We start from the raw sequence: 26,707 nt of genomic DNA on the forward strand, positions 1-26,707 counted from the left end.
GGCGGTCGATGAAACGCCAAGTAGTCGCGTCGCCAAAGATTCAAACAGCCAGGCATGCTACTCTATAGCATGAGCGTAGCCGGACTGTGTGAACTCTGTGAGCGCCCCGACGTGGACCACACCTGTGACAGGTGTGGGCGGCTGGTCTGTGACCGCCACTGGGACGAGGACACCGGGATGTGCGTCGAGTGCGCCGCGGAGGTCGGCCGGCCCAGCGACCGCGTCCCGTCGGAAGACATGCCCGACGGCGTGGATACGTACCAGTTTTGAGCTACCGGAACTGATTCAGCCGCTGTTTGAGCTGTTTCGCGGACTGGCCGGCGGCCTTGAAGAACGCGTCGCCGGAGTCGTCCCGGCGCGTATCGGCGTCCTCACCGGCGAAGATGATACCCCGCGAGGAGTTGACGAGGCCGACGCCGTCGGCGAGGCCGTGTTCGACGGCCGCTTCGGCGTCACCGCCCTGTGCGCCGACGCCGGGGACGAGAAACGGGATGTCCGGGACCAGTTCACGGATTTCTTCGAGTTCGTCGGGGTTGGTCGCGCCGACGACGAGGCCGACGTTGCCGTTCTGATTCCAGAGGTCCGCGAGGTGGGCCACCCGCTCGTACAGCTTCTCGCCGGAAGCCAGTTCGAGGTCCTGGAGGTCCTCGCCGCCGGGGTTCGAGGTGCGCCCGAGGACGAACACGCCCCGGTCCGTGCGCTGGAGGAACGGCTCCAGCGAGTCGCGGCCTAGGAAGGGATTGACCGTGATGGCGTCGGCGGCGGGCCCCTCATCGTCGTCGAGAATCTGGGCGTACTGACGTGCCGTGTTGCCGATGTCGCCCCGTTTGGCGTCAAGCAGCACGGGTACGTCCTTCCCGTGTGCGTAGGCGATGGTCTCCTGCAGCGAGCGCCAGCCGTCGGGGTCCTCGTAGAAGGCGGCGTTTGGCTTGTAGCAGGCGGCGTGTTCGTGGGTCGCGTCGATGATGCGGCGGTTGAACTGCCAGCGCGGCAGGTCGGCGTCCAGCACGCTGTCCGGGAGTCGAGCGGGGTCCGGGTCGAGCCCGACCGACACCACGCTGTCGGCGGCCGCGATGCGGTCCGCGAGACGGTCGAAGAAGTGCATAGATACCGCGGCGGTTGGCAGCGATACAAGCGTTTCCTTCTCGCGTCGTGGACCACGCCGTCGGAATCAGATTTGATATTTTCTCCCGTGTCTATTTCACACCGCAGGTAGAAGCCCGCTCATGGACCGTTTCATGGATGTCGGTCACGTGGCCGAGACCCTCCCGGACCTGAGCGAAGCCCTGGAAGACCCACGGCTACGGCAGTTCGGACTCGTCGGTGGTGTCGGCCTCGTTGCCGTCGGCGCGCTGTTGTCGCTCGCGCCCGCGTCCGGGCAGTGGCTGTTCTGGTCGTACGCCGTCGCCGCGACGCTGGTGTTCATCGGCGTCCCGCTGCTGTGTCTCGGCCTCGCCGCTCCCGACCCGGAGCCCGGGTCGCTGTTCCATCTCGGCATCGAACTGACGACGACACAGCGCCGGGCCGTCGCGCTGGGGTCGCTCTGTATCACCGTGACGCCGATTGTCATCGCCGTCGGGACGCCGCTGGGCCTCCCGACGCTGGTGCTTGCTATCGCTGCCGCGACAGCGATACTCGGTTCCGTGCTCGTTCTTACCGGCTTCGTCGCGTGGACGTCCGCGGCGATTGCCGAGCCGAGCCGTCACTGATCTCGGGCATCGCAGACCGCCGCCCCGTTCGAAAACTGTCCTACGCCGACAGCGTCCGCTCAAGCACGTCGACCGCGGCTTTCACCGCCGCGCCGCTGTGAACGACGACAGTTGTCCCGTCGATGGTGATATCGTCGCGATCCGGTACGGTTGCGGGCTCCTGCTCCAGGACCAGTCGGGCCGTTTCCGGCGTTACCTCGACGACCGCGACCTCGGTGCCGCCGGCCGTCACGCGGTAGGCGAACGCGCCCGTCGGTGTCGGCTCCACGTCCCTGTCCGCATCGACGACGGACACGTCGGCGAGCGGCCCGCGCTGGAGGCCGGTCAGCTCCGAGGCGAGCAACTGTCCGATCCGCCGGCCATCAGAAATCCTGTCTTTGACCATCAGAGTTCCTCCCGAACGTCCGCAGCGATGGCTTCGACGTCGACACCCTCACTGCGCGCGTACACCACGGCCGCGGCCTCCAGCGTGACGCCGACCTCGGACTGGAGTGCGTTGATGCCGGCGACGGCTGTCTGCTTCTCGATGCCGGCTTCGACGACCGCATCGAGCACCCGCTCGAACGTCGACCGCGACTGCAGGATTTCCTCGCCCGGTGCGAACCCGTCCGGTACGTCGGTGTGGGTGGCGTCGAAGGCGACGACCAGGTCGTCGTCCTCCCGTTCGAGTAATCCCTCGCTCGCGGCGACGTCGACCAGCGTCTTTGCCTGGTCGGGCGAGAACCAGTTCCGGTCCAGCGAGAGCGCGACGACGAACTCGCTTTCCGCCATCCGGTCGGTGCCACGCTGGCGGAACGGCGCGGCGACGGCCGTCTTCAGACTCATCGTCAGCACAGCCGGTCGGCGCGGGGGTAACGATTGCGATAGCGAGTCGGCATCGAACGGTTCAAGTAGCCGCTGGGTCTTCCTTCCCGTATGAAAGACCAGGGACGCTCCCCTCGCAAGCGGACAGGCGGACGCCGACGACCGAACCACAAGAAGAAGAAACACGAACTCGGAAAGGAGACGACCGAGACGCAGGTCGGCGACCAGCGCCTGAAGACCGTCGACTCCCGTGGTAACACCCAGAAGGTCCGTGCCGTCAAGACCAACGTTGCGAGCATCGCCGACGGCGCGGAAACCGTCGAAGCGACCATCGACAACGTGGTCGAGAACCCGTCGAACCCGAACTACGCCCGACGGAACATCATCACCAAAGGCGCAATCATCGACACGTCCGAGGGTCAGGCCCGCGTGACCTCCCGCCCCGGACAGCACGGCCAGGTCAACGCCGTGCTGGTCGAGTAATCCGGCAAGCGATCAGCTTTTTTCGGCTGTCGACGGTCACCGAGCGACAGCGCCGGTCAGGGCCGCGGGGCAGCTTTCTGGAGCGCGCTCTCGGCGATGTTGCCGCCGTAGTCGGCGGTCCGCGACAGCGAGTCGACGACGCGGCCAAGCAACTGTGCGCTCTGGGGGTCTAGCTCCCTGACCTTCCCGTCGACGCCGCGGGCTGTCTCGTCGACGTCGGGAATCTGGCTGCGGGCCTCGTTTGCCAGTTCGACGGCCTCGTCGCTGTCGTCAGCCAACAGGGCATCCATGGCGGTCTCGGGGACAGCGGTGGCCTCGGTTTCCAGTTGGTCGAGGAGGTCGGCGGTTTCGCCGGTAATTTCCCCGATCTCCTGGGAGAGGCCGGCGATCTTGGTGGCGTGGTCGGCGATGCGTTCGAGCTGGCGGGCGCTGGACTGGTAGTCGAACACCGTCTCGCGCGGGAAGCCGATTTCGTTGGCAGCCGTCGGATTGCGGAGGACGGTCCGGAACACGCGCGAGACCATGTACCAGAGGCGGTCCACGTCGTCGTCGCGTTGCATCACGTCTTCTGCGAGGTCGTCGTCGTCCTCGATGAGCGCCTCGACGGCGTCGGAAAGCATCGTCAACGAGACCAGCCGCATACGCGTGATGGCGTTGAGAACGGACAGCTCCGAGGAGTCCAGCAGGTCCTGCAGGACGACTCGGTCGGCTGTCTCTTCGATCATCTCCAGGCCGACCAGTCCCTGCGTGGCATCGCGGATGATGCGACGCTGCTCGGCTGTGATCCGCGAGGCTTCCAGTCGAATAATGTCGAAGCCGCTGACGTACATCGTCATCACGGCCCGCGTGAGTTCGTGTCTGTTTTCGAGGCCGGTCACATCCAGCGTCCCCTCGACGCGGTCGTCGCCGTCCTGTGGCGAGACCAGTAGCAAGTCGTCTTCGGCGTAGAACTCGACGATACTACCGCTGTCGACGCCGTTCTCCGTCGCCCACTCCTTCGGCAGTGAGACGGTATACGTGGACCCACCCGTCAGCTGTACTTTGCGTGTCTCCATAGTACTACGAATACGCGCCGATACTTTATAAAAGATGTCGTAACTATATACTACGTATCAGAACTCTGACCGGCTCTATCATGCTACCTCACATCACGGGAAACCCGTAGTGGTGTGAATTGCTAGCACGAGAATACTGGTAGTTGCCCATTCCAATCGGTACACCATCGCTTTCAGACAGCCGATCTGCCGGTTTATGCGTGCGAAACGGGAGTAGCTCGAATAAATATATAGTAGTATATAGTGTTTATATCCAGATATAGGGCTAATAGTAGGGTACTTATCCGCTCTTCATCTCCAATCAGGTGATGACAGATTCACCGAGCGGTGGTCTCTCACGCCGTCGTTTTCTGACAAGTTCCGGTGCGGTTGGGGCACTGGCACTGGCTGGGTGCGTTCAGAACACGAGTCGTGGCGACGGCGGTGGCTCCGATGGCGGGAGCGGTTCCGACGGGAGCGGTTCCGACGGGCTCTCGGGAGAGGTCATTATCAAGGGCAGCAGTACCGTGTTCCCCATCTCTGATACGATGGCAGAGGAGTTCATGGCGGAACACGAAAGCGTCAACGTCACCGTCGACTCCACGGGCAGCGGTGGCGGCTTCGAGAACTGGTTCTGTCCCGGCGACTCCGACATCAACGGGGCGTCCCGCCCCATCACGGACGCCGAGATCGAGCAGTGTTCGAGCAACGACGTCGAACCGGTCGAGTTCGAGGTCGCGGGTGACGCGCTGACCGTCGCGGTCAACAACGACGCCGACTGGGTCGACTGCCTGACCTTCGACGAACTGCGGCAGATCTGGAGCGATGAGGGGGATGTCACGAACTGGTCGGACGTGCGCGACGAGTGGCCCGACATGGAGATCGAACGCTACGGCCCGGCATCGACCTCTGGGACGTTCGACTACTTCAACGGGAACGTCGTCGGCGAGGACACCGAACACACGACCGAATACCAGCCGACCGAGGAAGACGAGACCATCGTCCAGGGGATTCGTGACAACGAGGGCGGCATCGGGTACTTCGGTTTCGCCTACTACAACTCCAACTCGGAGGCGGTGAAAGCCGTCGAAGTCAAGGCTGAAGAGGACGACGAATGTACGCCTCCGAGCCTGGCAAACGCAAAGGACGGTTCGTACCCGCTGGCCCGGCCGCTGTTCATTTACGTGTCCGAATCAGCCCTCCAGAAGGAGGCGGTCTACGAGTTCATTCGCTTCTATCTCGAACAGGCCGAAACCGATGTGGTCCAGAATATCGGGTACGTCCCTTCGAGCACAGCCCAGCGCGACGAGAACCTCGAAAAGCTGGACGAGATTGCCGGCTAACACGGTACAGAATCGGTTTACTTACATGGGGAAATTACGAGAGACAACACAATGAGTACCGAGACGCCCGGGCCGGATATCACGTCCAGACCGAGCGGGCGTGCAGCACGCGAGCGCATGTATCGGTACGTCTTGCTCCTGTGTGCTGCCACATCGATTCTCGTCACCGTCAGCATCGTCGTGTTGCTCGCACGCGACGCGATCACGTTCTTTACGCTGGTGAACCCGGTCGATTTCTTTACCGGAACGGAGTTCCTCATCAGTCGGAACGTCTACGGGTTGCTCCCGCTGTTGAGCGGCACGCTGCTGGTCACGGTGATCTCCGCTGTCATCGCGCTCCCGACGGGCGTCGCGGCGGCAGTCTATCTCAGCGAATACGCCAGCGAGCAGATGCGCTCGGTTCTGAAGCCGGGGCTGGAGATCCTGGCGGGTATCCCGACGGTCGTCTACGGTATCTTCGCGCTCGTGTACGTGACGCCGTTCCTCCAGACCATCGGCCTCCCGGTCAACACGTTCAACATCCTCAGCGCCTCCATCATGGTCGGGATCATGATCATCCCGATGGTCTCCAGTCTGAGCGAGGACGCGATGAGCGCCGTCCCGGACTCGCTGCGACAGGCCGGCTACGGGATGGGCGCGACGAAGTTCGAGGTGACGACCGGCATCGTCGTCCCCGCGGCGGCGTCGGGCATCTTCTCGTCGTTCATCCTCGCCCTGTCGCGTGCCATCGGCGAGACGATGATCGTCGTCGTCGCGGCCGGTAGTCGGCCCCGGATGCTGAACCTCTCGGACCCGCTGGCGAACCTCTTCCAGGGGTACCAGCCGATGACGGCGGCGATGGTCCAGATCAACAGCGCCGACAGCGTCAGTCAACTGGGCTTTACCAGCCTCTTCGCTATCGGCCTGACGCTGTTCGTCATCACGTTCCTGCTGAACCTGCTGAGCAACCGAATCGCGGCGCGCTACCGGGAGGAGTACGAATGACCACTGGGGGACTGAACTGATGGCAACACGAGAACCGGAAACAGGCTGGCACGGGGAGCAAAGCGACGTCAATCATCTGCGTGGGAGCGCTTTCGAGGCGACCTGTCTCGCAGCGACCGCCTTCGGACTCGTCTCCGTCCTGCTCCTCCTGCTGTTCGTCGCCAACGACGCGTTTCGGCCCTTTTCCGCCGACGCGGGGTGGCTGGCGACCTACGCCGCCACCGTGCTGGTGCCGCTGGCTGCACTGGCTGTCTACTACTACCGACTCGACGAACCGGCCGGCGAAGTCGCCTACGTCACCAGCGGACTCCCGGTCGTCGGCCTCCTGCTCACAGGCGGGTTTGCGGTCCTGTTCATCGAACTGCTCTCCGTGCTTGAATGGTTCGCGCTCCTCATCTCGCTGGTCGTGGCTGTCGGCCTGATCGTCGCACACGGCCGACTGCGACCGAGGGCCGCGCTGGAACGCCTCGTGGTCGTGCTCCTCGCCCCGATCATCACGGTGTTCGGTTTACCACCTACCAGATTCAACTGGTTCGTCACCGACGCCGCCGCGGCCCTCGGGCTCGATTTCGGGCTGTACTACCGCGTGATCAGCCTCCGGGAGGCGATCATGATGCTCCCGTTCGTACCCACGGACTGGGTCATGTTGCTCCTGACGCTCGTGCTCCCAGTCGCCGGTGCCGCAGGCTGGTTTATCGAACAGCGACGCGAGTCACGGCGTGACGGCCTGGCCGTCGTCGGGGTGACGACTGCGGTCGCGGTGCTTGGCGTCGTCGCCGGGCCGCTGCTCGGAATCGGGACTGACGTGTGGCTGCTGCTGGTCACGTTCGCTGCCCTCCCGCTGGGTGTCTACGTGGAAGGCGTGGTCCGTCGCGGCGAGGGCGTCCGCGGACTCGCCTTCCCGGTCGTCGCCGTGCTGGGCGTGATCGTCGGCGGCGTCATCACCGGCGCGCTCGGGTTCGCCGGACCGGACCCCTGGCTCGACTGGGGATTCCTGACGAGCGCGACCTCGCGGACGGCCGCCGATGCTGGCATCTACCCCGCGATGGTCGGTTCGGTGATGATGATCATCGTGATCGTGCTCACCACGTTCCCGGTCGGTGTCGGGGCGGCGATCTACCTGGAGGAGTACGCCCCCTCGAAGGGGCTGATGGGCAGGGTCGTCACGCTCATCGAGATCAACATCGGGAACCTCGCGGGGGTTCCGTCAGTCGTCTACGGACTGCTCGGACTGGCGCTTTTCATCCGGGTTCTCCAGTGGCCCCAGGGATCCGTCATCGTCGCCGGCCTCGCCGTCGGCCTGTTGATACTCCCAATCGTGATCATCTCCGCTCAGGAGGCGATCCGATCCGTCCCCGATTCGTTCCGACAGGCCTCCTACGGGATGGGGGCCACCCGCTGGCAGACGATCCGGCAGGTCGTCCTCCCCGAAGCGCTGCCGGGCATTCTAACCGGGACGATACTGGCGCTGGGTCGGGCCATCGGCGAGACGGCCCCGCTGCTGATGATCGGGGCAGCGGCGTCGGTCCGGCTCGCGCCGAACAGCTTCTTCGACGTGGCGAGTATGATGCCCCGCCAGATTTTCTCGTGGTCGTCGGAGCTGGACCCGGCGTTCCGCCACGGCGTGCTGGCGGCCGGCGTGATTACACTGCTTGCAGTGTTGCTGGTGATGAACGCGACAGCGATTGTCATCCGGAACCGGTATCAGCGAACAGGATAATTCATGACAGACAACGAGATGACGAGCAACGAGAGTACCGAGCCCACACCGACCGCTGAAACGGCCGCATCGTCGCCGGACCCGTCCGGCGACCCCCTCATCGAGCAGTCGATCGACGTTGAGGGGACCGAGGCGACCGCGGGCGAGACGGGGAAGCCAGTCATCGAGTCCCGCGATCTGAACGTGTTCTACGGGGAGACCCAGGCACTCCAGGGCATCGACCTGGCTATCCCTGAAAAACAGGTAACGGCCATGATCGGCCCCTCCGGCTGTGGCAAGTCCACATTCCTGCGGTGTATCAACCGCATGAACGACCTCATCGACGCGGCGCGGGTCGAGGGGGACCTCTACTTCGAGGGGAAGAACGTCTACGATGCCGACGTGGACCCAGTGGCGCTGCGGCGGCGCATCGGGATGGTGTTCCAGCACCCGAACCCCTTCCCCAAGACCATCTACGACAACGTCGCGTACGGCCTCCGGATTCAGGACCAGACGGAAAACATAGACGAGAAGGTCGAGACGGCGCTCAAGCGCGCCGCACTGTGGGAGGAGGTCAAGGACCAACTGGACAAGAGCGCGCTGGACCTCTCGGGCGGCCAGCAACAGCGGCTCTGCATCGCCCGGGCCATCGCCGTCGACCCGGACGTGATCCTGATGGACGAGCCGGCCTCGGCGCTCGACCCGATTGCCACCTCGAAGATCGAGGACCTCATCGAGGAACTGGCCGAGGAGTTCACTGTCGTTATCGTCACCCACAACATGCAGCAGGCGGCCCGCATCTCCGACAAGACGGCCGTTTTCCTCACCGGCGGCGAGCTGGTCGAGTTCGACAATACCGACAAGATCTTCGAGAACCCCGACAGCCAGCGCGTCGAGGACTACATCACCGGTAAGTTCGGATAACCGCCGGACCCGCTTTTGCCGTCGCCGTTTACCGCTCCAGCGTCGCCTCGGTGTCGATGCCGTACACTGTTGCCGGCGTCTCGACGTGTGCCGTCCGTATCGCGTCCTCGTGTCCGTGTTCCAGCAGCCAGCGGACGCGCCGTGGCACCGTTTTCGGCCCAAGCACCGCCCCCGGGCGGTCCGGATCGTCGATGTAATCCGTCTCCATCAGGAACGGCTCGTCGGACTCGACCGCGATCTCCAGTTCGTTCTTGTCTGCAAGCACTGACTTGACCGGGCCGCGGAGCCGACCGCCGGAGTAGTGTTTGACGACCTGTGTCCGGTCGAGACCGCGCTGTTCGGCCCACTGCGCAACGTCTTCGAAGTCTTCGCCGCCCTCGGTGTGGAGCTGTATCGCACAGCCCACGTCGGCGGCGCGTTCGAACCCGTGGCACATCACTTCGTTCGAGGCCTCCCAGACGGCGTCGTCCACGTCGTAGTGCGGTCGGCCGGACTTCATCGCCAGCGCCGTGCCGTCGGCGACGTACTCCGCCGCCACATCGAGGCCGGTCTGCATGATATCCCGCGCTTCCGGCGGCGTGTAGCCCTCGCCGACCAGTTTCGAAATCAGCGCGGGATGGACCCCGAGGACGGGCCAGGCGCGACCGTCCAGTACGTCCGACGCTGCTGTGGCGGCGTCGACGGTGAGATCGAACACCTCACGGAACGTCGCTTCCTCCGTCGCCTTTTCGGCGAGATGCCAGGACGGCTTGTTGAGCACCAGCAGGTGTGTCCCACCGTGGTCGGCGAACTCCTCGGCCGCCTCGACGTTCCGGCCGTTGACCGGGTCGAGGTGGAGATGGTTGTCCAGTACCGGCGTGTCGTCAATATCCATACGCGACCAATGGCACTGGTCGAAAAAACAGTTGGCGTCCTGGCGGTCTCAGAGCGTCACTGCGTCCTCGGCCGCGTTCCGCAACGCGTCGGAGCGGCCGTACTCCCCCGGCGCGACGGCGACCGTTCTGACACCCTCTCGGGCAGCTACCTCCAGCGCCGGTTTGAAGTCCGTGTCCCGCGAGGCGACGACCAGCACGTCGATCCGTCCGGAGACGACGGCATCCGTCGCGTCAACGGCGAGGCGCACGTCCACGTCACCGCTGGTGGTTCGGACCTCGAACCCGCGGGCTTCGGCAGCCTGAATGAGCCCCGGCGAGGCGTTCTGATCGACGTAGAGGCGCGTGATCGCCAGCGGGCCGTATTCGGCCGCGATGTCGCGGACCTCGTCGAGGTCGACGTCGAACTCCGACCTGAGCACGTTCGGCCCATCAACGAACAGTCCGACGCGACGGCGCGAATCTATCTCCCCGAATATCCGACGAAACAGCTCCATGCGCCCCATTCCCCGCCCGGCCCGCTTATGCGTGCCGTTTCACGTCATAAATCAGCATTCGCTATAGCAAACGAGACTACGCAACACTTACGAGGGTTCCTTGCTCATTTTTCGGATAGTCTTTCCAGATAGAATCGACCGGCTACAACCATTCGATATGTGGGACCATGAGTAGGGAATCGCCACCGGATCAAGACGTGCTAAACGGGCTTTGCGAGATAATTTCCGACCCAGCAGTCGTACTTGACGCCGACGGCGTCTTCGTGGATGTCATCCACAACGCCCACAACGGCGCACTATTCTTCAAACGGCCGGAAACGCTGCTGGGAACGGACCTCTGGGATATCTTCTCCACGGCACAGGCGGACCGGTTTTACACAGTCATCGTGGACGCCTTACAGACCGGTGAACAACAGCGGATGGAGTACCAGCTCTCACTCGACCACGGGGACAGGTACTTCGAGGCCCGTGTCACGCCAGTTGGTGGCGACGAGACGGAGCGCGTGCTATGGCTGGCCGAGGATATCACACAGCGAAAGCAGCGTGCGGAGAAGCAAGCCCTCATCGAGCGGGTGTTCGAGATCAGCCCGGTCGGGCTCGTCGTGGTAGAGTCATCAGGCGAGATCTTACTGGCCAACGACCGCGCCGAAGACCTGCTCGGCCTCGAACACGATCAGATCACTGGAAGACGGTACGACCAGCCGGAGTGGAATATCTCCTACGAGGACGGGACCCCGATCCCCGAGGCGGAACATCCGGTTGCGCGGGTGTTCGAATCCGGCGAACCAGTGTTCGGGTTTGAACACTGGATAGAGCTCGCTGACGGGACTGAACGGTGGCTCTCGAGTAACGCCGCGCCGATACTGGGTGATGACGGGACTGTCGAGCGTGTCGTCGTCGGCCTGGACGACGCAACGAGATTGAAACAGCGGGAGGAGCAACTGGAGTGGCTCGTCGGGACTGAGACGCTGGCCGACGTTGGCGGCTGGGAACTCGATCTGGAGACTGGTCTGATTGAGGGAACCACCGGGATGCGGCGTCTCTACGGCATGGCACAGTACAATCCGACGCTTGAGGAGGCCCTCGAGCAGTACCACCCCGACGATAGGCCAGCCCTCCGCGACGCAATCGAGGCCTGTCGCGAAACCGGCGAACCGATGGAGCTGGAAGCACGCCGCCAGATTGCGGATGAAACCGAGCGCTGGTTCCGACTCCGGGCCGAAAAAACCGTCCGTGACGGGACCCCGAAACTACGGGGGATCGTTCGAGACATCACCCGGGACAAGGAGCGAGAACAGCGAATAATGGTCATGAGTCGGATCCTCCGACACAACATCCGAAACAAGTTGACCGTGATCCGAGGCAATGCGAGACTCCTCAAAGAAGCGCTCAGCTCGCCCGATTTCTCCCTTGACGTTGCCAGAGGACACATCGACAGAATCGACAGCGCGTCGGCGGAACTCGATTCGCTGGCCGAGCGAGCACGGACGTTCGACCGCGTCATCGAGCGTGACCCCCGCAGTGGCACAGTCCACCTCCGGAAGGTCCTCACCGATGTCCGGGACGATCTCACAGAACAGCATCCTGGGGCCACCATTAAAGTGGAACCCACCGACGCGGAGATATCGGGCGACAGGATGGCCCTCGACCTGATCTTCGAGATCCTCGTCGAGAACGCACTGGAATACAGCGACCGATCCGCCCCGACTATCGAACTCGCGGCCGAAAAGACGCCGACAGGTCAGGTGACAGTCAGGGTCGATACCGACGGCTCCGGTATCTCCGACATGGAGCGAAAGGTCGTGGCGTCGGAGACGGAGGGACCGGTAGCACACAGTCGCGGCCTCGGGATGTGGGCGGTCACGTGGCTTGTCCGACGCCTCGGCGGAGCCGTGACGCTGGCCGAAGACTCTGACGGCGGAACACGAGTCGAACTCACGTTCCCGCTGGCGCGAGAGGAGTAACGGATCGGGCGACTCGTTTTTGTGTCCAGTCTCGGTACCTCGGTTCGCCCAACACCGATTTGATATCGTCGTATATGATTTATCAGTGGTCCGCAAGCGTCGAAGGGCCAAACGGTAAGACCACGCGGTACGAGATGTCGGCGTATGTCACTGCGGTCACCACCGCTCTCGGCAATGCACGAACGTGCCGGCGCTTCGTTTACCGATTTCGGCGGGTGGGAGATGCCAGTCGAGTTCGAGTCGATCCGCACAGAACACGAGGCAGTCCGGAGCGAGGTCGGGAAGTTCGACGTTTCGCACATGGGCCAGATAACCGTCGACGGTCCGGATGCGGCGACGCTGACACAGCGGCTGACTACCAACGACGTGACGGTGCTGGACCCGGGAGAGGCCCAGTACGCGGCCATTACCGACGAGGGCGGGATCATGCTGGACGACACTGTTGTCTACCGACTACCCGCGGACGCGGCCGATGAGTTCCTGGTTATCCCGAACGCCGGGCACGACGGGGAGATGACCGAACGATGGCTCACGGCACGGGACGAACGGGGGCTGGACGCGACCGTGACGAACCGGACCGAGGAGTACGCGATGCTCGCCGTCCAGGGTCCCGAGGCCCCGGAGCTGCTGGCGGCCGAGACAGACGCCGATTTCACCTCGCTCTCGCGGTTTGAGGTGACTGACGGGGCTGTCGCCGGCGTCGACTCGCTGATCGCCCGGACCGGCTACACGGGCGAACGCGGCTTCGAGATCCTCTGCCCGTGGGACGAGGCCGAAGCGGTCTGGGGCGCGCTGGAGTGCCAGCCCTGCGGACTGGGCGCGCGCGACACCCTCCGTCTGGAGATGGGGTTTCTGCTCTCGGGCCAGGAGTTCCATCCGGTCGACGAGCCAAGAACGCCCTACGAGGCCGGTATCGGCTGGACCGTCAAGCTCGATACGGAGTTCACTGGTCGGGATGCCTTGGAGGGCATCGCCGCGGAAGGTCCCGAAGAGAAGCTCGTCGGCATCGAACTCGTCGACCGTGGGGTCCCACGCCACGGGTACGACGTGACGACGCCGGACGGGGAGCCGCTCGGTCACGTTACCAGCGGGACGATGAGTCCGACGCTTGGGGCACCGATAGCCCTCGCATACGTCCCAGCGGCCTATGCCGAACCAGGCGAATCCGTCCGCGTGGTCGTCCGCGGCGAACCGAAGAAAGCACGTACCAGGAGCACGCCATTCCTCGATAGATGAGCTTCGACGTTCCCGACGACCTGCGATATCTGGAGTCACACGAATGGGTGCGCGTCTCCGGCGACACTGCCGAGGTCGGCATCACCGAGTTCGCACAGGACGAACTCGGCGACGTGGTGTTCGTCGAACTGCCCGAGGAAGGGGCGGAGCTGACCGCAGGCGATGACTTCGGCGTGGTGGAGTCGATCAAGGCTGTGTCCGACGTGTACGCCCCCGTTTCCGGCACCGTCACGGCAGTCAACGACAAGCTCCGCGACGAACCGGAGCTGCTGAACGAAGACCCCTTCGGCGAGGGCTGGATGCTCGAGGTCGAGATAGCCGACGAGAGCGAGATCGACGACCTGCTCTCACCCGCCGCGTACCGCGACCAGATCGAGTAACCCCCGGTGGCAGTGGCCCCTTGCAGGGGTGAAAGGAGTAACCTAATGTGGACACGGTCGTTAGCTGCCGCTATCATGTCACCCCGGCGCTACTGGGTGGTCCTCATATGAGCGATAGTGACTCACACGCGACAGGCAGTCCGTACGCACCGCAGACGGCCGCAGAGACCGCGGCGATGCTCGATGCAGTCGGGGTCGACGACCTCGACTCGCTGTTCGACGTCCCCGAGTCCGTCGCTTTCGACGGCGAGTTCGGTATCGACGCCCGGAGCGAGCGGGCGGCGCGCCGGGAAGTCGCCGGCCTCCTGGGCCGCAACGCCGACCTCACCGAGTTTCTGGGCCGCGGCCACTACGACCATTACGTCCCGAGCGTCGTCGAGGATCTCGCCGGCCGCTCGGAGTTCCTGACCTCCTACACACAGTACCAGCCCGAGGTCGCACAGGGATTCCTCCAGGCCCTCTTCGAGTTCCAGTCGATAGTGGTCGAACTCACGGGACTGGACATCGCCAACTGCTCGATGTACGACGACGCGACGGCACTGGGCGAGGCGGCGACGCTCTCCCAGCGCGTGCGCTCGGTCTCGGGTGACCGGATTCTGGTTCCCGAACACCTCCGGGAGGGCAAACGCGCCGTGCTGTCGAACTACGCCGAGGGACCGGACCTCACGGTCGAAGCGTATCCGATGACTGACGGCGTCGTCGACGTGGCGGCGCTGTCCGAACTGGTGGACGACGACACCGCGATGGTGTACGCCGAGACGCCGACGGTCCGGGGCGTCATCGAGGAACGCCTCGGGGCCATCGGTGACCTCGCGGACAACCACGACGCGCTGTTCTGCCTCGGTTCGGACCCGATTGCGCTGTCGCTGCTGGAGCGCCCGGCCGACGTGGGCGCGGACGTGGTCGTCGGCGACGCCGCGTCGCTGGGGACCGGCACCGCCTACGGCTTCGGCCTCGGAATGTTCGTCACCCGCGAGGAGTACCTGCGGCAGGTCCCCGGTCGACTGGTCGGGGCCAGCGAGGACGCCGCCGGCCGCCGCGCGTACACGCTGACGCTCCAGACGCGAGAGCAGCACATCCGCAAGGAGCGGGCCACCTCCAACATCTGTACGAATCAGGCGTGGGTCGCGCTCAGGACCGCGATACACGCTGCGTGGCTCGGCCCGGACGGGCTGGTCGACCTCGCCGAGGAGTGTGTGGCCCGCGCCAGCGACCTCGCCGCCCGCCTCGATGATATCGTCGGCGTGAAAGCGCCGGTCCACGACCGCCACCACTTCCGGGAGTTCCTCGCCCGCACGGACCAGCCGGCCAGCGCCGTCGTCGGGGACCTCGCAGGCGAGGGCTTCGCGGTCCACGCGGTCGACGACCACCTGGTGCAGGTGTGTGCGACCGAGACGACCGCCGAGGCCGAAGCCGAGTTCGTCGCGGCGTTCCGGGAGGTGGCGAAATGACACTCGCCTCGCGATACTCGGTGAAACACCGTGGGACAAACCACGTCCCACGAGCTTCACGCTCGACACGGAGGTGTCTCTTCGCCTCGCGATACTCGGCGAAACACCGTGGGACAAACCGCGTCCCACGAGCTTCACGCTCGACACGGAGGTGTCTCGCGTGAAGTACGACCAGGCCCGCTGGACCGACGACAGCGACGACCGCTACGAGCCGCTGCTCTCGGAGAAAGCGAGCGAAACGGTCGAGATCGAGGACTCGCCGCTACCCGACGACCTGACGCGGAACTCCCTGTCCCTGCCGGATCCGGCCGAGCCGGAACTGGCCCGGCATTACACGCGCCTCTCGCAGATGAACTACGGCGTCGAGAGCGGGCCGTTCCCGCTTGGCTCGTGTACGATGAAGTACAACCCCTCCTTCACCGAGGACGTGGCCGCACTGGCGGACGCCGCCATCCACCCGGACCGGCCCGATTCGACGGTCCAGGGGACGCTGGCGCTGTGTCACCGCCTGCAGGACTACCTCGGCCGCATCGGCGGTATGGACGCCGTGACGCTGCAGCCGCCGGCCGGCGCGGCCGGAGAGTTCACCGGGATCCAGATCGCGAAAGCCTACCACGAGCACAACGACGACGAGCGCCGGGAGGTCGTCATCCCGGACTCGGCGCATGGGACGAACTTCGCCACAGCGGCGATGGCCGGCTACGAGGTCGTGGAACTGCCGAGCGGCGACGACGGCCGCGTCGACATCGAGGCGCTGGAGGCGGCCGTCGGCGACGACACCGCCGCACTCATGCTCACGAACCCCAACACGCTGGGGCTGTTCGAGCGCGACATCGAGCACATCGCCGATATCGTCCACGACGCCGGCGGCCTGCTGTACTACGACGGCGCGAACCTCAACGCCCTGCTCGGGCGGGCTCGCCCCGGCGACATGGGCTTCGACGTGATGCACTACAACGTCCACAAGACGTTCGCGACGCCCCACGGCGGCGGCGGCCCCGGGGCCGGCCCGGTCGGTGTCCGCGAGGAACTGGCCCAGTTCCTCCCGAACCCACACGTCAGAGAATCGGGCGGTAACTACGAACACTACGAGCCGGACAACTCCATCGGGAAGGTCCATGGTTTCTACGGCAACTGGCCGGTGCTCGTCAAGACCTTCGCCTATATCGCCAGGCTCGGCGACGAGGGCCTCAGCGACGCCAGCGCGAAGGCCGTCCTGAACGCGAACTACCTCGCCGAGCAGATAGAGTACGAGGTGCCCTTCGGCCCGTTCCACCACGAGTTCGTCGCCAGCGCGGGCGAGCAGGACGCCGCCGACGCGGCCAAACGGATGCTCGACTACGGCGTCCACCCGCCGACGACGAAGTGGCCCGAGATCGTCGACGAGGCGCTGATGACCGAGCCGACGGAAGGCGAGACCAAACGCTCGCTGGACCAGCTCGCGGCCGCGTTCAACGCCGTGGCCGGCGATTCGGATGCCGAACTGGCGGACGCGCCGTCGCGTCCGGCGGCGAAACGCATCGATCAGGTGACCGCAGCCCGGAGTCCGCGACTCTCCTGGCAGGCGCTTGACGACACGTAGCCGCTCGTTTCGATATTTGATACTTCCGCCCGAGCGTATATGGCACCCCGTTGTATAGCAGTTACAACGGAACGCTATGTCCGATACGCCGCATTTGTTGTACGTAGGTCCTGCCGACGAGGACGCGGACACAGCCCCACCTGATGCATCGGTCACAACAGTCACCACCGCGACGGGCGCGCTGTCGGAACTGGCCGACCACGCCTACGAGGCCGTCGTCTGTGAACAGCACCTGCCGGGAACGGAAACCGGCCTGGACGTGCTGGCGGCGATACGCGAGGAAGCGGACGCGGTCCCGGTCGTCCTCACCACGACCGAACCCGACGGCGTCGTCGCCGCGCGGGCGACACAGCTGGACGCCACTGAGTACGTCCCCCGGAGCGACGTGGATCTGGTCGACCGCGTGTCTGCTATCCTGGCCGCGGCCGACACGCGTGGCGAGGACTCGCAGTCGCTACCGACGACTGCATCCGAGAATTCGATACCGTCGGCGCAGACTGGTTCCCGCGTTGCGAGTGCCGGCGGTACCGCTGATCGCACGGAGCGCAAGCTACAGACGAACAACGCGGCGCTGCGTGAGCTAGCACAGCTGGCAACCGAAGAGGGGCTCACCGAGACCGAAACGATCGAACGGGTCCTCGACATCGGATGCCAGCGGCTCGGCGTGTCGCTTGGCTTTCTGAACCGGATCGCGGACGGGACCCACGAGATCGCGGTGATGGTCGGCGAGCACTCCCTGTTCGAGCCCGGGACCACGACCCCGGTCGAGGACACCTACTGCGACCGGGTCATCGAGACCGGCGATCTGTACGATATCCCTGATGCTACTGAGGTAGAGGGCGGCCCGGAACTCGCACGGGAAACCGGGATTGCCTGCTACATCGGGAGCGAGATCAGCGTCAACGGGACGACCTACGGGACGCTGTGTTTCGCCGACAGCGATCCGCGCACGGAAGCGTTCTCGGACTCGGAGCGGGCATTCCTCGAACTGCTGGTCGAGTGGGTGAACCGCGAACTCGAACGACGCCACCGCGAGGACGAACTCGACCGGTACGAGAACATCATCGAAGCGGTCGACGACGGCGTGTACGCGCTCGACTCGGAGGGGTATTTCGAGTTCGTCAATCAGGCGATGACCGACCTTACGGGCTACTCCGAGGCGGAGCTGCTCGGCTCGTACACCGGCTCCATCAAGAACAATGCCGTCGTCGAGCGCGCCGAATCCATCGTCCAGGAGATGATATTCGAGGACCGCGACGACGAGGAGTCGTTCGAATTGGTGATCCAGCAGGCCTCGGGGAGCGAGTTTCCCGCGGAAGACCACATGACGCTGCTGTACGACGACGACGGGCGGTTCGCCGGGACCGCGGGCGTCATCCGAGATATCACCGAACAGAAGCGGCGCGACGAGGCGCTGTCCGGACTGCTGGATACGACCCGCTCGCTTATGCAGGCCCAGACGCCCCAGGAGGTCGCCGAAACAGTCATTGCGGCGACCGAATCGGACCTCGGGTTCGACCACTCGCTCGTCAGGCTATACGACGAAGAGACGGACACACTCAGACCGGCAGCCGCCAGCGACAAAGTCCCGGAACGACCGGTGTACGACGCCGACGAGGGGTTCCCTGGCGACGCGTTCCGGCGCGACGAGCCGCTGGTCGTTGACGAGTTCGAGCGGATCGACAACTACGACTCTGACGTGCTGACGGCGGTGATGTACCTCCCGATGGGTGACCACGGGGTCGTGAGCATCGGGGCGCGACAGGGCCACGAGTTCACCGAGTCGGACGTCTCCGTCGGGAAGATTCTCGCGTCCAACGCGGCCGCCGCGTTCGACCGCGTCGAGCGTGAACGGAGCCTGTTACGGTACGAATCGGTCGTTGAGAACGTCCGCGATATGATGTACGTCCTCGATGACGAAGGGCGGTTCCAGCTGGTCACCGAACCGCTCGCGGAGTGGCTCGGGTACGAGCAGGAGGCGCTTCTGGGCCAGCATCCGCGCATTGCCCTCGATCAGGACGCTATCGACGAGTTCGCCCGTCGTATCGGCGACCTCTGCCGGCAGGGCGGAGCCGGCGCGGTCCAGTTGGAAACGACGCTGGAGACAGCCGCCGGGGAGCAGCGCCCGGCCGAAATCGAGGTGTCGCTGCTCGACGCGGACCAGTTCCGCGGCACCGTCGGCGTCGTCCGGGACCTGACCGACCTCAAGCAGGCGCGGGCGGAGCTGGAAGACGAGCGCGACCGGTTCTCGTACCTGTTCAACACCCTTCCGGACGCCGTCATCGAGACGGAGACTGTCGCTGACGAGTCGGTCGTCAGATCGGTCAATCCGGCCTTCTCGGAGGTGTTCGGCTACGGCCGAGACACGGCCGTGGACAGCCCGCTCTCCGACCTCCTCCGGCCGCCGGACACGACGCACGACGAACTGCCCCAGTTCGACGACCGACAGGCGGACGGCGACCCGTTCCAGACCGAACTCCGACTGATGACCGAGACGGGGTTCCGTGATTTCCTCTTCCGGGGCGTGCCGTACAGCCGGGACGGCGACAGCGTCCGCGGGTTCGGCATCTACACCGACATCACTGAGCAGCGCGAGCGCGAGCGCCGACTGAAACTGCTCAACCGCGTCCTCCGGCACAACCTCCGGAACGACCTGACCGTCGTCCTCGGGATGGCCGACGCGCTGGAGGAGCGCATCGACGACTCGGACCGCCTCTCGATTCTCGACCGGCTCCAGCGGAAGGCCGAGGAGATGGCGTCGCTCAGCGAGCGCGCACGAGACATGGAGCGGTCCGTGCGTCGCGACCAGTACGGCACGGACCCGGTCGACGTACACGCCGTCGTCTCGGATATCGTGTCCTCGTATCGCGACGACCGCGCTGGTCAGATCGAAACGGACCTCCCGGAGACGCCGGTCACAGCCGGCGACGGGCGACTCCATCGAATCCTCGGTGAACTCCTCGAAAACAGTCTCGAACACGCCGGCGACGACCCGTCTGTCCGCATCGATGTCCGGGCGGACCGACGAACCGTCTCGATCACTGTCGCTGACGACGGGCCGGGGATTCCACAGCACGAACTCGACGTGGTGACCGGCGACGAACCGATCACACAACTGCGCCACGGGACCGGACTCGGCCTGTGGCTGGTCGTCTGGGTGACCGAAACCTACGGCGGCACCGTCGAGTTCGACAGCGGTCCGGACGGCGGGACAGTCGTCACGCTGGAACTGCCTCGGGTCGATACCTAGATCGCGTCGCGGATCCGGTCGGCGAGCACGCCGTACTGCTCCGTGCCGGTGCCTTTCTGGACGACAGCGGTGACGCCGTGGTCCGCGGCGGCATCTGCCACGTCATCGTGTTCACGGGCCGTAAACAGCAGGAACGGGATGTCGACGCCGTTGTCCCGGAGCGCGGCACACAGCTCCATCCCGTCGAGCCGGGGCATCTTGTAGTCGCTGACGACTGCGTCGAACTCGCTCTCGGTTGCCAGGTCCAGCGCCGCCTCGGGATCGGCCTCCGTCGTGATCTCGAACCCGTCTTCCTGTCCCAGAAACGTCCCGACGATCTCCAGAACGTCTACGTCCTCGTCTACCAGTAGGACCTCGATGCTCATCGGTTCTAGATCCGTGGTTCCCCGGTAAAAACTCTCGGTCACCGCATCGTATCCAAGTCGACGACGACCGACCTGTCGACGGTGAGCCACGTCGACAGCTTGGCGACGCCGGAGAGCCCACGCGGCGACACGGTACAGCGGTCCGGTTCGTCGGTGTACTCCACCACGGTCATCGACAGGTCGTGGGAGGGCTGCGTCCGCTCGACGGTCGCGTTCCCTGCACCGTCCGGGTCGAGACTCATCGGTGACAGATACCTCTCGGGGCCGGTGTAAAACGACTGCTAAGAGGTCTCTATACCGCTCCGGAGAGCTATGCCGCCTGGCCGGTGTCGACTTCGCCGTTGATGCGGACGAACCCGTAGTCACACTCCGGGCAGTGCCACTTGACCTTGGTCCCCAGGTGCATCGTCGTGCTCGCGACCTTCCAGAAATCGCGGTACTCTTCGCATTCGGGACAGTAGTGTTCGAGTTCGAGGCCCATATCGAGTAGTTTCCGCGGGGGTACAGTTGAATTTCCCGGTTCAGCCCGGGTGTCGAAGGGGGCAAACCGCTGGGACGCCTGTTTCCCAGTATGAATCCGAGCGCGTACGAACCGACCCATCCCACGGAACTGGCCGTCGATGCCGAGACCCCGCCGCCGTCGGCGACGGAAACGGCGACGTTCGGTATGGGCTGTTTCTGGGGGCCGGACGCCCGCTTTGGCGCGATGGCAGGCGTGGTCCGGACCCGTGTTGGCTACGCCGGCGGAACCGAACCGGACCCAAGCTACTACTCGCTGGGCGACCACACCGAAGTCGTCCAGATCGAGTACGACCCCGACATGCTGAGCTACGAGGCCCTACTCGACGTGTTCTGGAGCAATCACAGTCCGTTCTCGGCCCCCCGCAAGCGCCAATATCGCGGCGTGGTGCTGGCCCACGACGACCGTCAGCGCGAGATCGCACAGCGGACGCGGGAGGAACTCGAATCGCGGACGGGAAAATCCGTCGAGACGGCCATCGAAACCCTCGACCGGTTCTACCTGGCTGAGGACTACCACCAGAAGTACGAACTCCGCTCGACGCCGGTGGTCGCAGACGAACTCGAAGACCGCTATGGCGACGCGTTCGTCGATTCGACGGTCGCCGCCAGACTCAACGGCTTCGTCGCCGGCCACGGGGACAGCGATGAGCGCAAATCGCTGTTTGCCGAACTGGATATCTCGCCGGCCGCGCTCTCGGAAGTCCGCCGTCGGCTTTGACGCTGCTGGCAGAGTCCTGACTCGGCCGCTCTCGCTCCCAAACGATTCGCCCACGCTTATAAGACGCTGGCAGTGCCAGCATATCGTATGACCATTTATACCGGCCGCGGCGACCAGGGCCAGACGGACCTCCGGAACATGGAGCGGGTGTCGAAGGACAGCCGCCGCATCGAAGCCTACGGCACCGTCGACGAGGTGAACGCGCTGGTCGGCGTCGTCAGGCCGACCGGGCACGACGACATCGACGAGAAGCTCCGGGTGATTCAGAACCACCTCCACATCGTCCAGGCCGACTTCGCCAACCCCAGCCCGGAGGAGGACGACCCGCGGATACAGGAGTCCCACGTCGAGACGCTCGAAGACCTCATCGACGAGGCCGACGCGGAACTGGACCCGCTGGAGTCGTTCATCCTTCCCTCCGGGTCGGAGCCAGGGGCGAAGCTTCACCACGCACGCGCGGTCTGCCGGCGCGCCGAGCGCCGCTGTGTCTCCTTCGCCGCCGAGGAGGCCGGCGTCAACGAGACGGCCATCATCTACCTGAACCGGCTCTCGGACGCGCTGTTCACGCTCGCCCGCCTCGTCAACAAGCGCGAGGGCATCCGCGAGGAGAACCCCGAGTACTGACGCCGCCGACACGCTCGTTCGGCTCGGCGGTTCGTCACCGAGATACCGACGGCGGTTCGCAATAGCAAAGTGACCGGCCCGGAAGGGTGAGGTATGAAAGCGACCGCGAAGGCACATCCGATTCAGGGGCTGGTCAAGTACCACGGGATGCGTGACGAGGAACTGCGACTGCCGTACCACGACAGCATCTCCGTCTGTACCGCGCCGAGCCACTCGAAGACGACGGCCGCCTTCGACCCGGACCGCGAGGAAGACGTGTACGTCATCGACGGCGAGGAGGTCACCGGCCGCGGGGCCGAGCGCATCGACGCCGTCGTGGACCACGTCCGAGACCTCGCGGGCATCGACCACGGCGTGCGCTTCGAGTCGGCGAACAACTTCCCGACGAACATCGGCTTTGGCTCCTCCTCGTCGGGCTTTGCCGCCGCGGCGATGGCCCTCGTTGAGGCGGCGGGTCTCGACATGACGCGACCCGAAATTTCGACGGTCGCGCGCCGCGGTTCCTCCTCGGCCGCGCGCGCGGTGACGGGCGCGTTCTCCCACCTCCGGACCGGGATGAACGACAAAGACTGCCGCAGCGAGCGCATCGAGACGGACCTCGAAGACGACCTGCGAATCGTTGCCGGCATGGTCCCATCCTACAAGGAAACAGAGGAAGCCCACAAGGAGGCCGCACAGAGCCACATGTTCGAGTCGCGGATGGCCCACATCCACGGCCAGATTTCGGACATGCGCGACGCGCTGTACGAGGCTGATTTCGACGCCGTCTTCGACCTCGCCGAGAAGGATTCGCTCTCGCTGGCTGCCGCGACGATGACCGGCCCCGCCGGCTGGGTGTACTGGCAGCCCCGCACCATCGAGATATTCAACGCCGTCCGGGAACTCCGGAACGCAGAGGACGTGCCGGTGTACTTCTCCGTCGACACCGGCGCGAGCGTCTACATCAACACGACCGAGAAGTACGTCGACCGCGTCGAAAATGTGGTCGCCGACTGCGGCGTCGACACCCGCGTCTGGGATGTCGGCGGTCCCGCGCAGGTTCTCAGCGAAGACAAGGCGCTGTTCTGAGCTGATCAAAGGCGGTCAGCTATCGCCCGTGCACAGGATTAACCGGACGCCGTCCTAATCGGGCGATACAATGCGCGTCGTCGTTCTCGGAGCCGGATACGCCGGGCTCACGCTCGCCAGGAAGCTCGAACAGACCCTCCCCGACAGCGTCTCGCTGGTCGTCGTCGACGAGCAGGCCGAACACCTCGTCCAGCACGAACTCCACCGGGTCGTCCGGCGGCCGTCGCTGGCCGAGGAAATCACTGTCGACCTCGACGCCGTCCTCGATTGCGAGATCCGACAGGCGACGGTCACGGACGTAGACCCCGACGAGGGGACGGCGACGCTCGACGGCTCGGAGACGCTGTCCTACGACGTTGGTGCGGTGTGTCTCGGCGCGCGAACAGCCTTCTACGGTCTTCCGGGCGTGCGCGAGCACGCGACGCCGCTGAAGCGCCTTGACGACGCTCGCGAGATCCGCGAGCGGTTCCTCGGGCTTGGCGACGGCGACCGCGTGGTCGTCGGCGGCGCGGGCCTGTCGGGCGTCCAGGTGGCCGGCGAACTGGCCGAAATGGCCTCGGACAGCGACAGCGAGGTCCTGCTGCTCGAACAGGAAGCCGAGGTCGCGCCGTCGTTCCCGGCGTCATTCCAGTCGGCGGTCCACGACGCGCTGGTCGATGTCGGCGTGACCGTCAAAACGGGGGCGGGCGTGGCCGAGGCCGACGCCGACTCGATAACGCTTGCCGACGGCTCGGACCTGGAGACGGACCAGTTCGTCTGGACCGGCGGTATCGAGGGGTCGCCGGCACTCGACGCCGACCGGCCCCTCGTCCGGGCGGACCTCCGACTGGGCGAGTCGACGTTCGCCGTCGGCGACGCCGCTCGGGTCGTCGACAGCGACGGCGAGGCCGTGCCAGCGAGCGCGGCGGCGGCCATCCGCGAGGCTCGCGTCGCTGCCGACAACATCGGGACGCTCGTCGACCACAGGCAGAACGGCTCCGGCGATTTCCAGCCTCGGCTCACCCAGTACCAGTTCGACGTGCCGGGGTGGCTCGTCTCGGTCGGCGACGACGCCGTGGCGAAGGTCGGCCCCTCTATTCTCACTGGTCGGGCCGCGCTGGCGCTCAAGACGACCGTCGGCGCGGGCTATCTGGGGACGGTGGGTGCCGTCGAGAACGCCGTCGACCTCGTCAGCGAGGAACTGGACCTCGACGCGGGGGCGACGGAGAGCGAGTAGCAAAACCGGAAACCCGTAGAACAGCGTCAGTCTTCGCCGTCGGCAGTCGCGTTCCCGAGCACGTCGTCCGGCTCGATCCAGATCACGAACTCGTCTTCGTCGTCGCGGTCGACGACGCCGTTGATGTACTCGCCGTCAACCGGGGCGGTGTTCACCTCGGACTCGGCGACGGGGACGACCTGCCGGACCTCGTCGACGATCCAGCCCATCGCGCCCTGTTCCTCGAACACGTCCGCGTCGAAGACGACGATGAGGTTCTGCGTGCCCTCGCTGTCGATGTCCATCATCGCCTTGGGGTTGAGGATGGTCGTGATCTGGCCCCGGAGGTCGACGACACCCTCGACGTAGTCGTCGGTGTTGGGAACGCGAGTGACCGTCTCGCGTTTGACGATCTCCTCGACGTAGTCGATGTCGAGACAGTAGTACTCGTCACCGAGCGCGAATTCGAGTACCCGAACCATCTCTTCGGTCCCGGCGGACTCGTCGTCGACCGCTGCGGCGCGAGCGCCGCCTTCGGTCGTGGCGGCGTCGCTTGATGCCATCGCCTCCTCGATGAGTTCCTGGTCCGGCAGTTCGACGCCGGTCGGGCCCTGCATCGGGTTGGCCGACGCCGAAAGGTCGTCCGTCGGCTGGTCGGCAGCAGCGTCAGTGGCGTCAGCGTCACCGCTCGCCACCTGTTCGGAGGCCTCGGCCGCTCGCTGTGCAGCGGCCATCGCGTCGGTGGTGCCTTCTTCACTGTCAGCACTGCCGGAACTGTCGTCAGCATCGGCAGCCGCCACATCGGCGGCTGTGTCATCGCTGTCGGTGTCCGCTGCCTCCGTCGCAGTGTCTTCCGTCGCTTTGTCTGCTGTGTCGGGCTGCTCACCGGACCCGTTCGCGGAAGTTTCGTCCGTCGCCTCGGTGTCGTCGGTAGTTTCCGCCTTGTTCCCCTCGCGCATCTGCCGGATGCGCTCCGCCCTGTCCATGCGTTCGTCGTCACTCATGCTGGTACCTCTGTGTCGGTAAAGCCGAACTGCTCGTCGAGCTCCGCGGCGATGTCCTCGAAGACAGCCGCCATGTCACACGATTCCTCGGTCGCGAAGATAGACTGGCCGGCGCTGAACGCGCGCTGGAGCGCGACCCGCTTGCGGACCTCCCAGACGGGGCTGTCCGGGAACGCCATGTTGAACCATTCGAGCATCGTCTCGTCCTCGGACGTGGTCTCGACGCGGTTGGCGACGACGCCGAGCGTGTTGATCGACGCGTCTGTCTGGCGCTCCATCGCGGCCATCTGGTCCATCAGCAGTTCGATGGCCCGCTCGGAGGTGGCCTCGGTCAGTGCGGGAATGAGGACGTTCTGTGCAGCGTACATGCCGGTGTCGGTCAGTTTCCCGTAGAACGGCGGGCAGTCGATGATGACGTAGTCGTAGTCGGCATCGAGCGTGTCCAGCGCCCGGTCGAGCGTGTCGAGCGCGTGTGACCCCGTGACCATCTCCGGCGTGATGTTGATAGCGAACGAGGCCAGCGCGGCCTGGTCGATATCCCCGCCCTGGGTGTTGACCCGGGCGATGAGGTCCGCGATGGTCAGTTCGTGCTCGGCCTGGAGCATATCGATGCTCGACGGAATCACGTCCATCTCCGCGCCCTCGCAGATAAGGTCACCCAGCGCCGATGGGTCGCCGGTCAGTGCGTCGAACAGCGTCGGCGGGTCGGCGTCGTACGCATCGACGAGGCCGACGCCTTCCGTGGCGTTGCCCTGGGGGTCGAGATCGATAAAGAGGACATCCCGGCCGCGGTCGTTCAGTGCACCGGCTACGTTGATAGCAACTGTCGTCTTTCCGGTCCCGCCTTTCGCGTTGGTCACGCAAAAGCGGGCTGGACCGGTTTCTGATTGCCGGTTCATCGTCGAAGTATCCACAGGTCGACCCCGAGCCACTATAAAAATGTGGTCCCGATTATCAACGTCGCAACTGGGGGACGGAACGCGGACGAGACGGAAACGC

Annotated in this window: 28 protein-coding genes; 17 read left to right on the forward strand and 11 right to left on the reverse strand. The window is 65.1% G+C overall.

Going from position 1 to position 26,707, the window contains the following annotated elements:
* The first annotated feature begins 69 nt into the window (after positions 1-69).
* Positions 70-270: a hypothetical protein gene (locus ACY9XZ_RS18400; protein ID WP_463458453.1), complete on the forward strand. Its 201-nt coding sequence runs from the start codon at positions 70-72 to the stop codon at positions 268-270.
* A gap of 1 nt (position 271) precedes the next feature.
* On the opposite strand, the gene pyrF is transcribed toward ACY9XZ_RS18400, so the two are convergent.
* Positions 272-1,105 carry an orotidine-5'-phosphate decarboxylase gene (gene pyrF, locus ACY9XZ_RS18405; RefSeq protein WP_463458454.1) on the reverse strand — a complete coding sequence of 278 codons (834 nt, stop codon included), beginning with the start codon at positions 1,103-1,105 and terminating at the stop codon, positions 272-274.
* A 121-nt stretch (positions 1,106-1,226) separates the two neighbouring features.
* Between pyrF and ACY9XZ_RS18410 the strand changes: the two genes are divergently transcribed.
* Complete coding sequence (locus tag ACY9XZ_RS18410; protein WP_463458455.1) at positions 1,227-1,709, forward strand: hypothetical protein; 483 nt, start codon at positions 1,227-1,229, stop codon at positions 1,707-1,709.
* A 40-nt stretch (positions 1,710-1,749) separates the two neighbouring features.
* Here the strand turns inward: ACY9XZ_RS18410 and ACY9XZ_RS18415 are convergent, their stop codons facing one another.
* Positions 1,750-2,094 (reverse strand): hypothetical protein, encoded by a 345-nt coding sequence (locus ACY9XZ_RS18415; RefSeq protein WP_463458456.1) that lies wholly within the window; start codon positions 2,092-2,094, stop codon positions 1,750-1,752.
* Positions 2,094-2,534 carry a DUF2240 family protein gene (locus tag ACY9XZ_RS18420; RefSeq protein WP_463458457.1) on the reverse strand — a complete coding sequence of 147 codons (441 nt, stop codon included), beginning with the start codon at positions 2,532-2,534 and terminating at the stop codon, positions 2,094-2,096. The genes ACY9XZ_RS18415 and ACY9XZ_RS18420 overlap by 1 nt, the downstream gene beginning before the upstream one ends.
* Before the next feature lie 90 nt (positions 2,535-2,624).
* Between ACY9XZ_RS18420 and ACY9XZ_RS18425 the strand changes: the two genes are divergently transcribed.
* Positions 2,625-2,996 (forward strand): 30S ribosomal protein S8e, encoded by a 372-nt coding sequence (locus tag ACY9XZ_RS18425; protein WP_463458458.1) that lies wholly within the window; start codon positions 2,625-2,627, stop codon positions 2,994-2,996.
* Between the two features lie 56 nt (positions 2,997-3,052).
* Here the strand turns inward: ACY9XZ_RS18425 and ACY9XZ_RS18430 are convergent, their stop codons facing one another.
* The gene (locus tag ACY9XZ_RS18430) at positions 3,053-4,051 is read right to left on the reverse strand and encodes a PhoU domain-containing protein (protein ID WP_463458459.1); all 999 of its coding nucleotides are present in this window, start codon (positions 4,049-4,051) and stop codon (positions 3,053-3,055) included.
* 308 nt (positions 4,052-4,359) lie between these two features.
* On the opposite strand from ACY9XZ_RS18430, the gene ACY9XZ_RS18435 reads away from it, so the two are divergent.
* The 4 genes from ACY9XZ_RS18435 to pstB are packed head-to-tail and all read left to right on the forward strand — an operon-like array spanning position 4,360 to position 8,980.
* Positions 4,360-5,373 (forward strand): phosphate ABC transporter substrate-binding protein PstS family protein, encoded by a 1,014-nt coding sequence (locus ACY9XZ_RS18435; protein ID WP_463458460.1) that lies wholly within the window; start codon positions 4,360-4,362, stop codon positions 5,371-5,373.
* Between the two features lie 51 nt (positions 5,374-5,424).
* Positions 5,425-6,357 (forward strand): phosphate ABC transporter permease subunit PstC, encoded by a 933-nt coding sequence (gene pstC / locus ACY9XZ_RS18440; RefSeq protein WP_463458461.1) that lies wholly within the window; start codon positions 5,425-5,427, stop codon positions 6,355-6,357.
* 19 nt (positions 6,358-6,376) lie between these two features.
* Positions 6,377-8,077 carry a phosphate ABC transporter permease PstA gene (gene pstA, locus ACY9XZ_RS18445; RefSeq protein ID WP_463458462.1) on the forward strand — a complete coding sequence of 567 codons (1,701 nt, stop codon included), beginning with the start codon at positions 6,377-6,379 and terminating at the stop codon, positions 8,075-8,077.
* A gap of 3 nt (positions 8,078-8,080) precedes the next feature.
* Entirely contained in the window at positions 8,081-8,980 is a 900-nt protein-coding gene (gene pstB, locus ACY9XZ_RS18450; protein ID WP_463458463.1) for a phosphate ABC transporter ATP-binding protein PstB, read from the forward strand.
* A gap of 28 nt (positions 8,981-9,008) precedes the next feature.
* Here pstB and ACY9XZ_RS18455 read toward each other — a convergent pair whose 3' ends face one another.
* Both ACY9XZ_RS18455 and ACY9XZ_RS18460 read right to left on the reverse strand, forming a co-directional pair.
* Positions 9,009-9,854, reverse strand: a complete 846-nt coding sequence (locus ACY9XZ_RS18455) for a TatD family hydrolase (protein ID WP_463458464.1) — start codon at positions 9,852-9,854, stop codon at positions 9,009-9,011.
* 48 nt (positions 9,855-9,902) lie between these two features.
* Positions 9,903-10,349, reverse strand: a complete 447-nt coding sequence (locus ACY9XZ_RS18460) for an NYN domain-containing protein (protein WP_463458465.1) — start codon at positions 10,347-10,349, stop codon at positions 9,903-9,905.
* Between the two features lie 167 nt (positions 10,350-10,516).
* Here ACY9XZ_RS18460 and ACY9XZ_RS18465 point away from each other — a divergent pair, with 167 nt between their 5' ends.
* From ACY9XZ_RS18465 to ACY9XZ_RS18490, 6 genes are all read left to right on the forward strand, one after another.
* Complete coding sequence (locus ACY9XZ_RS18465) at positions 10,517-12,313, forward strand: sensor histidine kinase (protein ID WP_463458466.1); 1,797 nt, start codon at positions 10,517-10,519, stop codon at positions 12,311-12,313.
* A 144-nt stretch (positions 12,314-12,457) separates the two neighbouring features.
* Positions 12,458-13,549 carry a glycine cleavage system aminomethyltransferase GcvT gene (gene gcvT, locus ACY9XZ_RS18470; RefSeq protein WP_463458467.1) on the forward strand — a complete coding sequence of 364 codons (1,092 nt, stop codon included), beginning with the start codon at positions 12,458-12,460 and terminating at the stop codon, positions 13,547-13,549.
* On the forward strand, positions 13,546-13,929 hold the full coding sequence (gcvH, locus tag ACY9XZ_RS18475) for a glycine cleavage system protein GcvH (protein ID WP_463458468.1): 384 nt from the start codon (positions 13,546-13,548) through the stop codon (positions 13,927-13,929). Before gcvT ends, gcvH begins: the two co-directional genes overlap by 4 nt.
* 107 nt (positions 13,930-14,036) lie before the next feature.
* Positions 14,037-15,380, forward strand: coding sequence for an aminomethyl-transferring glycine dehydrogenase subunit GcvPA (gcvPA, locus tag ACY9XZ_RS18480; RefSeq protein WP_463458469.1), 1,344 nt, complete (start codon positions 14,037-14,039; stop codon positions 15,378-15,380).
* Positions 15,381-15,540: 160 nt separating this feature from the next.
* Positions 15,541-16,962: an aminomethyl-transferring glycine dehydrogenase subunit GcvPB gene (gene gcvPB / locus ACY9XZ_RS18485; RefSeq protein WP_463458470.1), complete on the forward strand. Its 1,422-nt coding sequence runs from the start codon at positions 15,541-15,543 to the stop codon at positions 16,960-16,962.
* A 76-nt stretch (positions 16,963-17,038) separates the two neighbouring features.
* Complete coding sequence (locus tag ACY9XZ_RS18490) at positions 17,039-20,212, forward strand: PAS domain S-box protein (protein WP_463458471.1); 3,174 nt, start codon at positions 17,039-17,041, stop codon at positions 20,210-20,212.
* On the opposite strand, the gene ACY9XZ_RS18495 is transcribed toward ACY9XZ_RS18490, so the two are convergent.
* The 3 genes from ACY9XZ_RS18495 to ACY9XZ_RS18505 all read right to left on the reverse strand — a co-directional run bounded on the left by ACY9XZ_RS18495 (position 20,209) and on the right by ACY9XZ_RS18505 (position 21,058).
* Positions 20,209-20,577, reverse strand: coding sequence for a response regulator (locus ACY9XZ_RS18495; RefSeq protein WP_463458472.1), 369 nt, complete (start codon positions 20,575-20,577; stop codon positions 20,209-20,211). The two genes, ACY9XZ_RS18490 and ACY9XZ_RS18495, sit on opposite strands and share 4 nt — an antisense overlap.
* Before the next feature lie 38 nt (positions 20,578-20,615).
* Complete coding sequence (locus ACY9XZ_RS18500; protein ID WP_463458473.1) at positions 20,616-20,819, reverse strand: DUF7511 domain-containing protein; 204 nt, start codon at positions 20,817-20,819, stop codon at positions 20,616-20,618.
* Positions 20,820-20,887: 68 nt separating this feature from the next.
* Positions 20,888-21,058: a DUF7838 family putative zinc beta-ribbon protein gene (locus ACY9XZ_RS18505; protein ID WP_463458474.1), complete on the reverse strand. Its 171-nt coding sequence runs from the start codon at positions 21,056-21,058 to the stop codon at positions 20,888-20,890.
* 90 nt (positions 21,059-21,148) lie between these two features.
* On the opposite strand from ACY9XZ_RS18505, the gene msrA reads away from it, so the two are divergent.
* The 4 genes from msrA (at position 21,149) to ACY9XZ_RS18525 (ending at position 24,725) form a co-directional block, all read left to right on the forward strand.
* Positions 21,149-21,817, forward strand: coding sequence for a peptide-methionine (S)-S-oxide reductase MsrA (gene msrA, locus ACY9XZ_RS18510; RefSeq protein ID WP_463458475.1), 669 nt, complete (start codon positions 21,149-21,151; stop codon positions 21,815-21,817).
* Between the two features lie 87 nt (positions 21,818-21,904).
* On the forward strand, positions 21,905-22,441 hold the full coding sequence (locus tag ACY9XZ_RS18515) for a cob(I)yrinic acid a,c-diamide adenosyltransferase (protein WP_463458476.1): 537 nt from the start codon (positions 21,905-21,907) through the stop codon (positions 22,439-22,441).
* Between the two features lie 93 nt (positions 22,442-22,534).
* The gene (gene mvaD / locus ACY9XZ_RS18520; RefSeq protein ID WP_463458477.1) at positions 22,535-23,509 is read left to right on the forward strand and encodes a phosphomevalonate decarboxylase MvaD; all 975 of its coding nucleotides are present in this window, start codon (positions 22,535-22,537) and stop codon (positions 23,507-23,509) included.
* Between the two features lie 70 nt (positions 23,510-23,579).
* A complete protein-coding gene (locus tag ACY9XZ_RS18525; protein WP_463458478.1) occupies positions 23,580-24,725 on the forward strand; it encodes an NAD(P)/FAD-dependent oxidoreductase in 1,146 nt (381 codons plus the stop codon).
* Positions 24,726-24,751: 26 nt separating this feature from the next.
* Here the strand turns inward: ACY9XZ_RS18525 and ACY9XZ_RS18530 are convergent, their stop codons facing one another.
* Together ACY9XZ_RS18530 and ACY9XZ_RS18535 are read right to left on the reverse strand one after the other, a co-directional pair.
* Complete coding sequence (locus tag ACY9XZ_RS18530) at positions 24,752-25,708, reverse strand: chemotaxis protein CheW (RefSeq protein ID WP_463458479.1); 957 nt, start codon at positions 25,706-25,708, stop codon at positions 24,752-24,754.
* On the reverse strand, positions 25,705-26,607 hold the full coding sequence (locus ACY9XZ_RS18535; RefSeq protein WP_463458653.1) for a ParA family protein: 903 nt from the start codon (positions 26,605-26,607) through the stop codon (positions 25,705-25,707). Before ACY9XZ_RS18535 ends, ACY9XZ_RS18530 begins: the two co-directional genes overlap by 4 nt.
* Between the last annotated feature and the right edge of the window lie 100 nt (positions 26,608-26,707).

Source organism: Haloarcula sp. HT12 (assembly GCF_055271655.1).